General features: G+C 70.6%; 12 protein-coding genes. 4 read left to right on the forward strand and 8 right to left on the reverse strand.

The features are described from left to right. The first annotated feature begins 2 nt into the window (after positions 1–2). Positions 3–185 (forward strand): hypothetical protein, encoded by a 183-nt coding sequence (locus BLS95_RS26160; protein ID WP_090936474.1) that lies wholly within the window; start codon positions 3–5, stop codon positions 183–185. Here the strand turns inward: BLS95_RS26160 and BLS95_RS26165 are convergent. Next, on the reverse strand, positions 175–1,200 hold the full coding sequence (locus BLS95_RS26165) for a LacI family DNA-binding transcriptional regulator (RefSeq protein WP_090936477.1): 1,026 nt from the start codon (positions 1,198–1,200) through the stop codon (positions 175–177). The two genes, BLS95_RS26160 and BLS95_RS26165, sit on opposite strands and share 11 nt — an antisense overlap. Before the next feature lie 515 nt (positions 1,201–1,715). Between BLS95_RS26165 and BLS95_RS26170 the strand changes: the two genes are divergently transcribed. Beyond that, entirely contained in the window at positions 1,716–2,999 is a 1,284-nt protein-coding gene (locus BLS95_RS26170) for an ABC transporter ATP-binding protein (RefSeq protein ID WP_090936480.1), read from the forward strand. A 98-nt stretch (positions 3,000–3,097) separates the two neighbouring features. Here BLS95_RS26170 and BLS95_RS26175 read toward each other — a convergent pair whose 3' ends face one another. From BLS95_RS26175 to BLS95_RS26185, 3 genes are all read right to left on the reverse strand, one after another. Then, positions 3,098–4,279, reverse strand: a complete 1,182-nt coding sequence (locus tag BLS95_RS26175) for a hypothetical protein (RefSeq protein ID WP_090936483.1) — start codon at positions 4,277–4,279, stop codon at positions 3,098–3,100. A gap of 425 nt (positions 4,280–4,704) precedes the next feature. Continuing rightward, a complete protein-coding gene (locus BLS95_RS26180; protein WP_245765280.1) occupies positions 4,705–6,021 on the reverse strand; it encodes an acyltransferase family protein in 1,317 nt (438 codons plus the stop codon). A gap of 159 nt (positions 6,022–6,180) precedes the next feature. Next, the gene (locus tag BLS95_RS26185; protein WP_245765281.1) at positions 6,181–7,068 is read right to left on the reverse strand and encodes a cation diffusion facilitator family transporter; all 888 of its coding nucleotides are present in this window, start codon (positions 7,066–7,068) and stop codon (positions 6,181–6,183) included. 320 nt (positions 7,069–7,388) lie between these two features. On the opposite strand from BLS95_RS26185, the gene BLS95_RS26190 reads away from it, so the two are divergent. Continuing rightward, a complete protein-coding gene (locus BLS95_RS26190) occupies positions 7,389–7,745 on the forward strand; it encodes an ArsR/SmtB family transcription factor (protein ID WP_090936489.1) in 357 nt (118 codons plus the stop codon). 89 nt (positions 7,746–7,834) lie between these two features. On the opposite strand, the gene BLS95_RS26195 is transcribed toward BLS95_RS26190, so the two are convergent. From BLS95_RS26195 to BLS95_RS26210, 4 genes are all read right to left on the reverse strand, one after another. After that, positions 7,835–8,998, reverse strand: a complete 1,164-nt coding sequence (locus tag BLS95_RS26195) for an acyl-CoA dehydrogenase family protein (RefSeq protein WP_090936492.1) — start codon at positions 8,996–8,998, stop codon at positions 7,835–7,837. Between the two features lie 12 nt (positions 8,999–9,010). After that, the gene (locus tag BLS95_RS26200; protein WP_090936495.1) at positions 9,011–9,523 is read right to left on the reverse strand and encodes a MaoC family dehydratase; all 513 of its coding nucleotides are present in this window, start codon (positions 9,521–9,523) and stop codon (positions 9,011–9,013) included. Between the two features lie 66 nt (positions 9,524–9,589). After that, positions 9,590–10,192: an ACT domain-containing protein gene (locus BLS95_RS26205; RefSeq protein ID WP_090936498.1), complete on the reverse strand. Its 603-nt coding sequence runs from the start codon at positions 10,190–10,192 to the stop codon at positions 9,590–9,592. 297 nt (positions 10,193–10,489) lie between these two features. Then, positions 10,490–13,600, reverse strand: a complete 3,111-nt coding sequence (locus tag BLS95_RS26210; protein ID WP_090936502.1) for a bifunctional cytochrome P450/NADPH--P450 reductase — start codon at positions 13,598–13,600, stop codon at positions 10,490–10,492. Positions 13,601–13,654: 54 nt separating this feature from the next. Here BLS95_RS26210 and BLS95_RS26215 point away from each other — a divergent pair, with 54 nt between their 5' ends. Then, the gene (locus BLS95_RS26215) at positions 13,655–14,224 is read left to right on the forward strand and encodes a TetR/AcrR family transcriptional regulator (RefSeq protein WP_176993389.1); all 570 of its coding nucleotides are present in this window, start codon (positions 13,655–13,657) and stop codon (positions 14,222–14,224) included. The last annotated feature ends 12 nt before the right edge of the window (positions 14,225–14,236 follow it).

The raw sequence follows: 14,236 nt of genomic DNA on the forward strand, positions 1-14,236 counted from the left end.
GCGTGCGCCCCGTCGCCCGCAGTCTGCGCCGGGTTGACGTGGCCGCGGCCCCCAGGCTGCGCCGGGTCGACGTGGTCGCGCCCCACAGGCTGCGCCGGGTCGACGTGGCCGCGGTCCCCCAGGCGCAGGGCACGTCACGTGGCGCGTGGCGGACGAGCGCCACGAGGTCCCGGGTCACCGGTTGACCAGCGGCCCGGAGCCGGTGGAGCCGCGGACGACCAGCTCCGGCTGGAAGATCAGCTCGACGTGCTTGGCGGCGACGCCGTTGACCTCTTCGAGCAACGTCTGCACGGCCGCCGAGGCCATCGCGCCGATCGGCTTGCGCACGGTGGTCAGCGGCGGGTCGGTGAACGCGATGAGCGGCGAGTCGTCGAAGCCGACCACGGACACCTCCCCCGGCACGGCCATGCCCTTCTCCCGGCAGGCGCGGATCGCGCCCAGCGCCATCAGGTCGCTCGCGCACACGATGCCGGTGCAGCCGCGGGTCAGCAGTTGCGCGGCGGCGGCCTGCCCGCCCTCGACGGAGAACAGCGAGTGGGCGATCAGCTCGTCCACGTCCGTCGCGCCGAGCAGTTGCGCCATGGCCTGCCGGTAGCCCTCGATCTTCCTGATCACCGGTACGAACCTGCGCGGCCCCAGCGCGAGCCCGATCCGCTCGTGCCCGAGGTCGACCAGGTGCTGCACGGCCAGCCGGGCGGCCAGCCGGTCGTCGGGCGAGATGAACGGCGCGTCGATGTGCTCGCTGTAGCCGTCGACCAGCACGATCGGCAGCCCCCGGTCGGTGAGCCGGGTGTAGCGGTCCATGCGCGCCGTCGTGTCGGCGTGCAGGCCCGACACGAACACGATGCCGCTCACCCCGCGATCGACGAGCAGCTCGGTGAACTCGTCCTCGGGCGCGCCGCCGGGCAGCTGCGTGCACAGCACCGGCGTGTAGCCGTGCTGCGTCAGCGCCTTCTCGATGGCCTGGGCGAACGCGGGGAAGATCGGGTTGTCCAGCTCCGGCGTCACGAGGCCGACCAGCCCGTTGCTGCGCTGCCGCAGCCGGGGCGGGCGCTCGTAGCCCATGAGGTCGAGCGCGGCCATGACCGCCTGGCGGGTGGCGGCCGAGACGCCGGGTTTGCCGTTGAGGACCCGGCTGACCGTGGCCTCACTCACCCCGGCCTGGGCGGCGATGTCGGCAAGGCGAGCGTGACCGTTCATGCCACCCACTTTACTTTCCACGGCCGCGCCGAATCCGCTGCTCGGGGGGACGTCCGGGACCATCGGCACGCTCGCCGGGCACGGGCGTCCGCGGGCTTCGCGCGGGATCGGGGGGCCATCGGGCCAGGCTCCGGCGCGGGTCGGGGCACGTGCTGTGGCACTCGCGCGACCGGCTCCGGCGGGCGATCGCGATCGCCGATCGGCCCGCGGGCGCCACCGCCGTCCCGGTCGCCGAACCCGCCCGCGCAGACCTGCCTCATCACGCTCCCGCCCACCCGGCCGTCATAGTCCTCCCCCGAGCGTCCGGGACCATGGAAGCCCTTTCTGCAAATTTACGCAAGCCCTTCCAGAACTCCATATACGGAAATATCGGTGTACGGATGCCCAAAACCCCCGACCGAAACAACCGCGAAAGAGATTCTTTATGTCAAGGGTGGACATGTGGCGTTACGGCGCGATGTACTACCTCTTCAATCAGCCTCGTCACTGGTGACACGCGCGCAAGGTGTGAGCCCATGAGCTCGGTCGTTCTCGACAAAGTGACCAAGGTTTATCCGGGCGACTACCTCGCAGTCGACCGACTGAACCTTCGGGCTGAGGACGGCGAGTTCCTCGTCCTCCTCGGCCCTTCAGGGTGCGGGAAATCCACGCTGCTCCGCATGATCGCGGGATTGGAGGAGATCACCCAGGGAGATCTCTGGCTGGACGGCCAGCTGGCCAACCACCTGGCTCCGCGCGACCGCGACGTCGCCATGGTGTTCCAGAACGGCGCCCTGTATCCGCACCGGACCGTACGCGGGAACATCGCCTTCCCCTTGGAGATCGCCAAATCGGACCCCGCGCTGGTACGTGAACGCGTCACCGAGCTGTCCAAGGCACTGCACATCGACGAGACGCTGGACCGCCGCCCCGGCACCCTGTCCGGCGGCCAGCGGCAGCGCGTCGCGATGGGGCGCGCGATCGTCCGGCAGCCCAAGTTGTTCCTCATGGACGAGCCCCTGTCCAACCTGGACGCCGGAATGCGCACCGAGCTGCGCATGGAGATCTCGGCCCTGGTCCGGTCGCTCGGCGTCACCACGATCTACGTGACGCACGACCAGGTCGAGGCGCTGACCCTGGCCGACCGGATCGCCATCCTGAATCGCGGGGTTTTGCAGGACGTCGGAACTCCGGCCCAGATTTACAACGATCCAGCGACGGCTTTCGTGGCGGCCTTTCTCAACTCCCAGCAGTTGAACCTGTTGGCAGCCCAAGTCAGGACGCCGCAGAACCAGTACGTCATGCTCGACTTCGGGCCGCACCGGATCACGTTGCCGTGGAGCGATCCCAGGGCGTACGCGATCTCCCAGCACACGGGCGGGCAGGTGCTGGTGGGCCTGCGGCCGGACGGGCTGGCGCCGGTGCCGGAGTCGTACGAGGGACCGTCGTTCTACGGGCGGGTGCGGACGCTGGAATACCACGGGCACGAGTGGCTGGCGTACCTGGAGTGCGGGATGCCCTCCGTGCCGGTGCCCGAGCCGCCGGACCCGAACCGGCGGGTCAACGGGGGAACGAACGGGTCGGGCAAGGTGTCGGGCCTGATGAGACGGCTGTTCTCGGGCCAGCCGGAGGAGCGGCCGGCACAGGAGCAGGTGGGCCAGAATCCGAACAGCGGCATCCACCGCCGCTCGGACCTGGTCATCCGCCTGGGCAACCGGCCGGTCTGGCGCGCCGGCGACGCCGCCAAGGTGGCGGTGGACCTCTCTCGCGTGATGATCTTCACGGTCGACGGCGCCCGTATCGACCCCCCGCGCCGGTGACCAGACCCTTCCCCCGAGCGGAACACGGGCGGCGCCCATCGGCCTGGTCCGGGTTCCGCTCGGCCGCACGCGCCACGAGCTGCGGGACCTCCTGAGCGTCAGGGGGTCCAGCGCGGGCCGTCCGGGGTGTCCTCCACGACCACCCCGCCGGCCAGCATCGCCGCCCGCAGTGCGTCGGCCACGTCATAGCGGCCCTCGTCGCGCAGCTGAGCACGGAGCGCCAGCAGCGGCCGCACCAGGGCGGTCAGGCCCTGGGCGCGCAGGCCCGCCGTCGAGGCCAGCTCGCCGAGGCGGGCGATCAGCAGCCGGAGCAGCTCCCTGGCCTGGTCGACCCCGCCGGAGTCCTCCTCCGTGTCGGCGGCCCACTTGACGATCTCCGCCTCCAGATCGAGCACGGTCTGCGCGGCCGCCACCATGTCCGGCTTGGCCGCCGCCGCCGTGAACCGCTCCTCGCACGAGTGGATCGTCTCCTCCAGGGTGACCTCGACGGCGGCGGGCTCCGGCGCGGACGGCGAGGGCGCGGCCGGCCCCGTGCCACCCTCGGCCAGGCGGCGGATCCCGGCGAGGTCGGTCACCGTGCCCGTGGGCAGGACCGTCATCGAGCCCGGGCGGCGCACGGTCAGGCCGCCCCGGCCGGCCACCCGCACCGACTCGGTCTCCAGGTCGATGAGCAGCGCGGTGTGCTCGTCGAGCCCGAGCACCATCGTGTCGGGCGGCAGCTCCCGCTCCATGCGTGACAGCCGGCGCTCGCCCAGGTAGCAATAGCGGGTGTCGTGGGTGCCGCCCTCGGCGTTGTCGTAGTGCGGGATCAGCACGGCCTTCAGTCCGAGCGGCTCCAGCACGTCGATGCCCTCGCGCCAGTGCGGCTCCGCGCCCACTTTGTAGATCTCGTAGACGGGCACGGTGGCCAGGCCCGCCGTGCAGGCCGCCGCCGAGGCCAGCACCGTCACCCCCTGCCGGGCGCGCACCCGGGCGCGCAGGTCACCGGCCACCCCGGAGTCGGCCCAGCGGTCGAGGGCGTAGGTGGGACTGCCGGGGCCGGAGAACACCCAGTCGGCGCCCGCGATCCCCGGCGCGACCTCGACCTCCAAGCCGACGCTGTGGGCGAAATATCGGCGGGCACGGGCGGAGATGTCAGCGCGGTTTTCCTGGAAGGCATAAGGAGTGTCGAGCAGCACGGCACGCGCTCCGGCACGCAACGTCCGCGCCGCGGCACGATGGATCTCGACCATGGTCGGGCTCGTCTCGCCCGACCCCATCAACACCAGCAAACCGGGCATGGCTGTCGGCCTCTCTCTCGCACGCCATCGACTACAGCGCCGCCCGCCGCGCCGATCAAGAGCCGGGACAACATGCGTGGGGCACGCACTTGCATATGATTGGCAGTAAGTTGTTGGCGGTGACGGGAAGACACGTGGTCTCGGTTGAGACGCTCATGCTACGGGTGGGGACCGACAATCGCTGGTCATACCGGCATGCCATGAGTCAGCAGCGACGCGGCGAAAGCCCGGACGCGGCGGCGCGGCGGGTCAGCGGGGTCACGGCCGCCGACGAGGACACCGTCGTGCACTCCACGAGCTGGCGATATGAGCCGGACGGAAAAGTCGTACTGACTTATGCGGTTTGCCCAGATCCGGCGCCGTGGCTGCCCGCGGTCGAGGTCCCCGTGCTGGAGATCGCACGGGGTGAGGCGCCCGCCACGCCGTCACCCGACCACATCGCCCTCGCGAACGTGGTCGCGCACGCCGTCCGGCACCTGGCGTTCCTGATGGCCGAGGATCCCGTCGTGGCGCGGGCGCTCGCCCGCCATCCCGGCCTGGCCCCGGCCCTGGAGCCCACGGGCGCTCCGGCCTGAGATCCGGCGGCCCACCACCTGCATGGGCCGCTCGACGTACAGGAAGGTGAGCGTGCTGACGGCCAGGATCGCGGCCACGGCGAGCGCGGCCATGCCGAGCTGGTACGGCACCGCCGACCACCGCAGATCACCGCTGATCTCGACGAAGTATTTCAGCAGCGGATGATGCACCAGATAGAGCGAGTAGCTGATCAGCCCCAGCCAGACGAGCACCTTGGGCAGCCGCCGCCCGCGCAGCGCCATCCCGCCCGCGAACGTGGCTCCCGCCAGCACGATCGTCGTCCACCAGACGTCGGCCCGCACCCACCACCAGCCGCTCTCGATGGCCCACAGGGGCGCGACCGCGACCAGCGCCGTCGTGACCGCCACCGGCCACAACGGCCCGGTGCCGCGCTCCCACCGATGGATCGCCGTGCCCGCGAACATCACCGCCACCACGGCCGCCCCCAGCCACGGCACCCGGCTGCTGAACATCAGGGCCACCAGCGCCATCAGGCCGAGCACGCAGGCCGCCGTCGTACGGAAGCGCCCCCACACCACGAAGACCATGCCGACCAGGAACACCGCGCAGGTCACGTAGGCCGGCCACGGGCCCACCAGCAGCGCCCCCGGCACCACCAGCCCGATGGCCACCGCCGCGACCCCGAACCCGATCGACAACGACCCGCTCCGGTTGTGCCCCCCGACCAGGAACAGCGCCGTGACCAGCAGGTAGAACACCATCTCGTACGACAGGGTCCACATCGTGTCGACCACGCCGCCGACGCTCACGACGTCGAGCAGCATGGTCGCGTGCGCCGCCACCGCCGTCCCGTCCCGGGGCACCTGCTCCCGCACCGGCACCCACCAGGCCAGGGCCAGCGCCAGCGCGATCACCGTCAGGTAGAGCGGGTAGAGGCGGAAGATCCGGCTGATCCAGAACGTGCGCACGTCGCCGTGCCGTTCCAGGGACGTGGGGATGATGTAGCCGCTGACCAGGAAGAACACCAGGATCCCGTAGACCCCGATATTGAACCAGTACGGTCTGAGCGCCGGCAGGAACCACGGCAGGAGGTGCTCGGCCACCACCGCCATCGCGCCGATGCCCCTGAGGGCGTCCAGCCAGGCGAGCCTGGCGACGGGGGTGGGGGTGGCGTGCGGGATCGCTGGCACGGCGGCGGCTGACACTCGGCACAACTTACCCCGAACACGGCAGGTAATGCGATGCGTTACCAGCGATGGGCCGTGACCTGCCACGACGGCCCCGGCATCGGTGACCGACCCGTTGGGACGCCCCTCCACGACCCGCACCACCCCACCGGAACGGGCCAGTGCATCCGATGGGCGTCAGGTGGGGCGGTGGGTGGCCAGGGTGGCGTGGTGGTCGGCGCCGGCCGGGCCGTGCGGATCAGTGTGTACGGTGGCCGCCCGCAGCCTCGGGAGATCGTGGATGAGGCGGTGCTCGGCTTCGACCGCCACCGCATGGGCGTCGACCACCGACATATCGTGATTGACCAGGATCTCCACCTCGGCGTGGAGGGCGTGACCGATCCAGCGCAGGCGTACGGAGCCGATGCCGTGAACGCCCTTCACGGTGGTGAGGATGCGTTCGGCGGCGTCCACCAGGGCCGGGTCGACGGCGTCCATGAGACGGTGGTAGATCTCGCGGGCCGCGTCGCGCAGCACGAAGCAGATGGCGACCGTGATCAGCAGGCCGACGATCGGGTCAGCGATCGGGAGTCCGAGGGCCGAGCCGCCCGCGCCCAGCAGGACCGCGAGCGAGGTGAAGCCGTCGGTTCTGGCGTGCAGGCCGTCGGCCACCAGGGCGGCCGAGCCGATCTCCCTGCCGACCTTGATGCGATAGCGTGCCACCCACTCGTTCCCGAGGAACCCGACCACAGCCGCGCCGGCCACCCAGCCGACCGCCCGCATCTCCTGGGGTTCGAGCAGCCGCAGGCCGGCCTCGTACCCGGCCAGGGCCGCCGAGGCGGCGATGAGCAGGACGATGACGATGCCCGCGAGGTCCTCCGCCCGGCCGTAACCGTAGGTGAAGCGGCGGGTGGCGGCGCGGCGGCCGAGCGAGAACGCGATGGCCAGCGGGACGGCGGTGAGGGCGTCGGCCAGGTTGTGCAGGGTGTCGCCGAGCAGCGCGACCGAACCGGAGGCCGCGACGATCACGGCCTGGATGACGGCGGTGACCATCAGGACGGCGAACGAGATGGCCAGCACGCGCATGCCACGACTGCTCGCCTCCAGTGCGGCGTCGGTTTTGTCGGCACTGTCATGGCTGTGAGGCGTTATTACATGAAATATCCGCCCCAACACCCCACCCAGCCCACCCACAGCCGCATGCCCGTGCCCATGCCCGTGCGAATGCTCATCCCCGGACCCATGCCCGTGCTCGTGCTCGCCTCCCCGTATGTGGCCGTGCCCGTGACTGCGTCCCTGTCCGTGCTCATGTGCGTGTTCGTGCTGGTGAGGAGGTGGGGTGGGGTGTTCGGACATGACATCGCCTCACTTGCGCATTTTATCCCTTTTAGCAAGGATATGTAGTTATGTACGCACGCGACAACACCTCGACGGCCACCCCTTCGCAGGACCACCCCACTCCTGCCCAGGTGAACGCCGCCGTCGACGCTTTTCGCATGCTCAGCGACGGCACCCGCCTCAGGCTGATGTGGTTGTTGTCCTCCGGCGAACTGGATGTGAACTCACTTGCCGAGGCCATCGGCGCACCCCGCCCGTCGGTGTCGCAACACCTCGCCAAACTCCGCCTGGCCGGACTGGTGGACACGCGCAGGGACGGGCGCCGGGTACTCTACCGCGCGCGGGACTCGCATGTACGGGCGCTGATCGCCGAGGCCCTCTTCCACGCCGATCACGAGGTCTCGGGCCTCCCCCGCCACGACTGACCACCCCCAGCGAAGCCAGAGGAGCCAGGGCAGCCGGGGAAGCCAGGCCAGCCGGGGAAACGACCCCCGCCCTCACCCCGACCGGCCGGTCACCAGCCCACCTTGCTCTTGCCCGAGACGAGCGACCGCGCGATCACCATGCGCTGCACGTCGTTGGTGCCCTCCCCGATCGCCATCAGCGGCGCGTCCCGGTAGAGCCGCTCCACGACGAACTCCTGCGAATACCCGTACCCCCCGTGGATCCGCATCGACTCCAGCGCGGCCTTCAGCGCGACCTCCGAGGCGAAGTACTTGGCCATCCCCGCCTCCATGTCCACCCGCTTGCCCCCGTCCGCCTGGGCGGCCGCCCAGTACGTGAGCAGCCGGGCCGCCTGGATGTCGGTGGCCATGTCGGCGAGCTTGAGCTGGATGGCCTGGAAGTCGGCGATCGGCTGGCCGAAGGCGGTGCGCTCGCGGGCGTAGGCGAGCGCGGCGTCGTACGCGGCCTGGGCGACCCCGACGGCGCGGGCGGCGATGTTGATACGGCCCATCTCCAGCCCGCCGAGCACCTGCTGCATGCCTCGCCCCTCGACCCCTCCAAGCAGGGCGGACACCGGCACCCGTACGTGGTCGAGCACCACCTCGCACGTCTCCGTGCCCTTGTAGCCGAGCTTGGGCAGGTCGCGGCTGACGCTGAAGCCCGCCGTGGCCGGGTCCACGAGCAGCACCGACATGCCCCGGTGCGCGGGCTCGGTCACCGAGGTCTTGACGAGCACGGGCAGCGGGTCGGCGTGGCGGGCGTTGGTGATCCAGGTCTTGGTGCCGGTCACGACGTAGAAGTCGCCGTCGCGTTCCGCCCGCGTCTGGATGCCCTGCAGGTCGGTGCCCGCGCCGGGCTCGGTGAGCGCGATCGCGGTCCGGCGGACGCCGGCGGCCAGGTCCTCCAGGTGGAGCCGCTTCTGCTCCTCGGTGCCGTGCCGGGCGATCATCCAGCAGGCCAGCGAGTGGGACCCGATGGTGCCCGCGACCCCCATCCAGCCGCGCGAGATCTCCTCGAAGACCAGGGCGAACGACACCATGTCGGCCCCGAGCCCGCCGTACTCCTCGGGGACCGACAGGCCGAACAGCCCCATCTGCTTCATCTTCTCGATGATCTCCGTCGGATATCTGCCGGAGTGCTCCCATTCGGTGGCCACCGGCATGATCTCTTTGTCGACGAACGCGCGCAGCGTCTCCCTGAAGGCCCGCTGCTCGGGGGTCAGTTCGAAATCCATGACTCTCAATCCTCAGAGCGGACCGGTCTTGGCCCGCGGGAAGTACCCCTTGTCGTACGGGGCGTCGCGCTTGTACACCATGACGGTCCTGGTCCACGACATGATCTCGTCGCCGTCCTGGTTGAGCCCGCGGGTGCGGCAGGTGACGATCCCCGCGTACGGCCGGGACTTCGACTCCCGCTTGGCGATCACCTTCGACTCGGCGTACACGGTGTCGCCGACGAACACCGGGTGGGTGAGCTTGATGTCCTCCCAGCCGAGGTTCACGATCGCCTTCTGGCTCACGTCGATCACGGACAGGCCGAGCACGATGGCCACGCTGAGCCCCGAGTTAACGATGATCTTGCCGACCGGGGTCCTGTCGGCGAAGTGGGCGTTGAAGTGGCTCTGGTTCGTGTTCATGGTCAGGAGCGTGAACCAGGTGTTGTCGGCCTCGCTGATCGTGCGCCCCATCGGGTGCTGGTAGACGTCCCCGACCGTGAAGTCCTCGTAGTAACGGCCGATCTCGGGCTCGTGCACGGTCACTCGGCGGCTCCCTGTTCACCAACGATCAGAGCGCTCACGTTAATCGTCTGACATTTTCCTGGTCAATCAGGCGCGGGCGGCCATCCTGGCGACCACGTCGACGATGCGGGCGGCGCGTTCGACCTCGGCGCGGTGGAACACCGGCCCTTCCGCGCGGGCGACGACCACGTGCATGCTCTGTGTCAGGACGGGCAACAACATCAGCCGCAGCGGGTCGGCGTCCCTGGTGATGGCGCGCGGCGGCGGCTCCGGCAGGAAGAACTCGGCCGGGGCGGCCAGCGAGGCGTGCCGTACGGCGCCGTCGGCCAGCGCCAGCGACCACTCGGCCCCGCACAGGCCCGGCAGGGCGTCCACCAGCGTGGCGAACCCCCGCGCGGGCTCCATCGCGACGTGCATGAGCAGGTCGTAGTCCGGGGCGGAGCCCGGTACGTCCTTGGTCACCCAGACGCCTTCGACGCGGACGCCGGGCACGGCGGACAACCGCTCGCGGGCCTCGGAGGCGGGGACCTTGCCGGGCCAGGAGACGGTGAAGTCGTCCACGGCCCGCCCGGCCTCCCGTTCGAGCACCGTGACCTGCAGGATGTCGGCTCCGAGTGCCCCCAGAGACTTGGCGACCTGGCCGAGGCCACCCGGCCGGTCCGGTAGCGACACCCTCAGTCGCAGCAGCATTGCCCGCCCCCTTTCCAGAGGCTCCACAGTGCCGTGGAAAGATTTCACGCATGTTCCACGGATATGTCGCACATGCTGCGGTTATATCCAAGAATGAAGCGTTAAGTCCGGAATGTCGAACATTGGGGCACCGGACCGGGCCACCGCCCGCGCCCTGCGCCAACGGCGGCCCTCACCAGAGCGCACCGGGGCCGTCCCCAGGCCAGGCGCCTATTCCCGAGTCAGGCGCCCGTCCCCAGCTCAAGCGCCCGTCCCCGGGTCAGGCGCTCGTCCCCAGTTCAGGCGCCCGTTCCCGGGTCAGGCGAACACATCCTGCTGGTAACGCCCCTCCGACTCCAGCCCGGCCAGCCAGGCCGCCCCGTCGGTACCGGTCTTGAGGCGGTGGAGGTCGAGCAGGGCCTCCCGTACGGCGGGCGCCATCCGCAGGCCGTCGCCGCAGACGTACACATGGGCGCCCTGCTCCAGCAGCTCCCACACCTCGTCGGCGTGCGCGGCGACGGCGTCCTGGACGAACCGGTACGGGTGCCCGGCCACGGCCGAGTACGCGGGACGCACCGTCACCGGCCCCGCCTCGGCCCAGGCGGCCACCTCCTCCGCGTACAGCTCGTCGTGCCCGGGGTGGCGGGAGCCGGTGAACACCAGGGCCCGCCCGCTCGCCCCCGCCAGCGCGCGCTCCTCCAGGAAGCCGCGCAGCGGCGCGAACCCGGTGCCGGGGCCGACCAGGATCACCGGCGTGGCCGGGTCGGCCGGCAGCCGGAACGGCGGCGCGGGCACGCGGACGTAGCCGTAGAACACCTCGCCGGGCGCCAGCCCGGCCAGGTAGGCCGAGCACATGCCCTGGTAGGTGCCGCTGCCGGACCAGGCGGGACCCTCGACCAGGCCGACGGTGAGCCGGACGAGGCCCGGATCGGCCAGCGGCGAGGAGGACACCGAGTAGTAACGCGGCCTGATCGGCCCGGCCATCTCCAGGAACACCGGCAGCGGCAGCTCGGCCGCCGGGAACCGTTCCAGCAGGGCCAGCGGGGAGACGCGCTTGGCCAGGATCTCCTCGGCGTAGTTCGCGGTCAGCTCGGCGAGCTGCCCCTGGGTCCAGGGGCAGCGAGTGTGCGCGGACAGCGCCTCCAGGTCGGAGCGGGTGGCCACCTCCTGCAGCTCGGCGAACTCGGTCAGCAGCAGGCCCGCCGTCACCGGGGTGTCCACCGGCAGGTGGGTGGCGCCGGCGGCGCGCAGCCGTACCACCTGCTCGCGGGGGACGCGCAGGCAGCGCAGCGCCCACTCCACCAGCTCGGGGTCGTTCTTGGCGAAGACCGCCACGTGGTCGCCCGCCGAGTAGGTGACGCCCTCGGGCAGCCGGGCCACGATGGAACGCACGCCGGGACGCGGCGCCTCGATCGAGAAGTCCCACAGCCCGTCCGGGTCGCCGGTCAGCTCCTCGTTGGAGACGACGGTCAGCGGGAAGGCCCGCTCGGAGACGACGGCGGGCCTGATCTCGGCCTCGCTGAGCACCTCCATCTCGTAGCGCGGCCCGGCGCCGTCGGCCGACGCGCTGTACTCGGCGGCCAGGGCAGCCCACAGCCGGGCCGTCCACGCGGACACGTCGCCGTCGAAGTCGCCGTCCGTGTCGGCCTCGCCGCGCTCGATCAGCGGCACCGCCCCGGCGGCCGTCAGCTTCTCGAAGGCGCGCCGGGGGAAGTCCTGGTACGTCGGCCACTGCGTGTTCCCGCAGCCCAGCACGGCCAGGCGGACCCCGGACAGGTCGGGCAGGCCGTCCAGGGCGTCGAAGCGCTGGGCGTTGTCGGGGGCCTTGCCGTTGTAGGAGGAGGCGACCACGACGAGCAGTCCCGACCGCGGCGGCTCCAGCTCGTCCAGGGTGGTCAGCGTGGTGGCGAAGCCGGCCCGCCCGGCCCGCTCGGCCAGGCGCTCGGCGAGGTCGGCGCTGGTGCCGAGGTTGGAGCCGTAGGCGACGGTGAGGGGCACACCGGTCACGGTGACGTCCTGCTGCTCGCTCTCCTGGACCTGCTGATCGGCCACGGCGGCGCGCTCGTGGGCGCGGCGCTCGCGGACCCGGAGGGTGAACCCCTCCGGCTTCAGGGTGAGCGTCTGCTTGATCTTCATCCGGTAGGCGTTCTGGTCGGACAGGGCGAAGCGCCGCAGGATCATCGCCAGCGCCAGCCTGGCCTCGGTGAGCGCGAACTGGCGGCCGATGCAGGCCCGCTCGCCGTTGCCGAACGGCTTGTACGCGCCCGGGTGGTGGGCGGCCTTGTGCTCCGGCAGCCAGCGGTCGATGTCGAACTCGTCGGGGCGTTCCCACGCCCGGGGATTGCGGTGGAGGGCGGGCAGCAGCACGCCGATCTTCTGCCCCTCGGGCACGGCGTAGCCACCGAGCGTGGTGTCCGCCACCGGGGACACCGCGAAGATCGGGATCGGCGACCAGAACCGCAGCGTCTCCTCCAGGACGCGGGGGATGACGTCGAGCTTCATGATCGCCTCGTAGGTGGGCGGCTCGTCGCCCGGCAGCAGCCTGTCGACCTCGTCGTAGGCGCGGGCCAGGGTGTGCGGCTCGCGGAGCAGGTTGTACAGGGCGAAGGAGAGCAGGCCGCTGGTCGTCTCGTGGCCGGCGATCAGGAAGGTGAGGACCTGGTTGCGGATGTTCTCGTCGGACAGGCGGGCGCCGGTGTGCGGGTCGGACGCCTCCAGCATGAGGCCGAGCAGGTCCTTCGCACCGCCCGCTGCGCCGGCGCGACGCTCCCTGATCACCTCGTCGACCAGCTCCTGCATGGTGGCGATGTCGCGCCGGTAGGCCTCGTCGCTCTTGCGCATGAACTTGTTGACGAACGGCAGCCGCTGGTTGCGCAGCATGGCGTGGGTCAGCGCGCCGCCCATGGCCCGCAGGAACGGGTGCAGCTCGGGCGACTCGAACGAGTTGAACCGGTAGCCGAACCCGGTGAGCGAGATGATGTCCAGGGTCAGCCGGGTCATGTCATCGGAAACGGGCAGATCCTCCCCCTGCCGGCCTGCCCAGGACGCGATCAGCCGCTCGGCCACCTCGAGCATCTGCGGGTAGTACGCCTTCATCGAGCGCTGGCTGAAGGCGGGCATCAGGATGCGGTGGGCATGCCCCCACACCGGCTCGTGCAGCTCGGCGGTGAACAAGCCGTCGCCGCCGAAGTCGCGCACGATGGAGAGGGGCGGGTCGATGCGCTTGATGAAGCGCGTCTCGTCGCACACCTCGCTGACGAGGTCGGGGTCGTACACCAGCACCACCGAGCGCCCGGCGATGTCGAGGCGGTAGATGCCCTCTTCGTAGTCCGCGGCCACCCGGACGAAATGCTCCACCGGGGAGTGCGGGGGGATTTGCAGGGTGTTGCCCACGATCGGCAGGCCCTGCGGGGCGGGAATCCGAGCCATGAGTTGCTCCCTCATGCAGCCATACACTGTATGGCGGACGCTACCATACGGCGTATGGCAGTGAGCGCGCGCAGGGGCACCCCTCTGACTCTCGAAGAAATCTGCGCCACGGCCGTGCGGATGGTCGACGACGGCGGAGTGGAAGGGCTGTCCATGCGCAAGCTGGCGGCGGAGCTGGACGTCAATCCCATGTCGCTCTACCACCACGTGGAGAACAAGGAGGCGCTGCTCGCGCTGATCTGCGCCACCGTGGGCGACCGCATGACCATGCCGCCTGACGACGGCTCACCGTGGCAGGAGCAGTTCAAGGCGCTGGCGATGGCCTACTACCGGCACGCGCTGGCCCATCCGGCCCTGTGGGGATACATCCACAACCATCCCGAGCTCATCGCGGACCGCCGGCGGCCGATCTGGCAGACGCTCAACCGGATCCTGCTGCTGGCCGGGGTGCCGGAGCCGGAGCTGAAGCGGACGAGCGACGTGCTGCACGCGTTCGTCTCGGGTTTCCTCTTCGCCCAGGTCCAGGGCCATCTCTCGGACGACCCCGGGGAGATCGCGCGCATGTTCGACATGGCCGTCAGCCTGATCACCCACGGCCTCCAGGACGGCTTCTGGAAAGGGTGAGGGGCGGGCGCG

It is taken from the genome of Nonomuraea jiangxiensis (genome assembly GCF_900099965.1).
Classification (GTDB): Bacteria; Actinomycetota; Actinomycetes; order Streptosporangiales; family Streptosporangiaceae; genus Nonomuraea; species Nonomuraea jiangxiensis.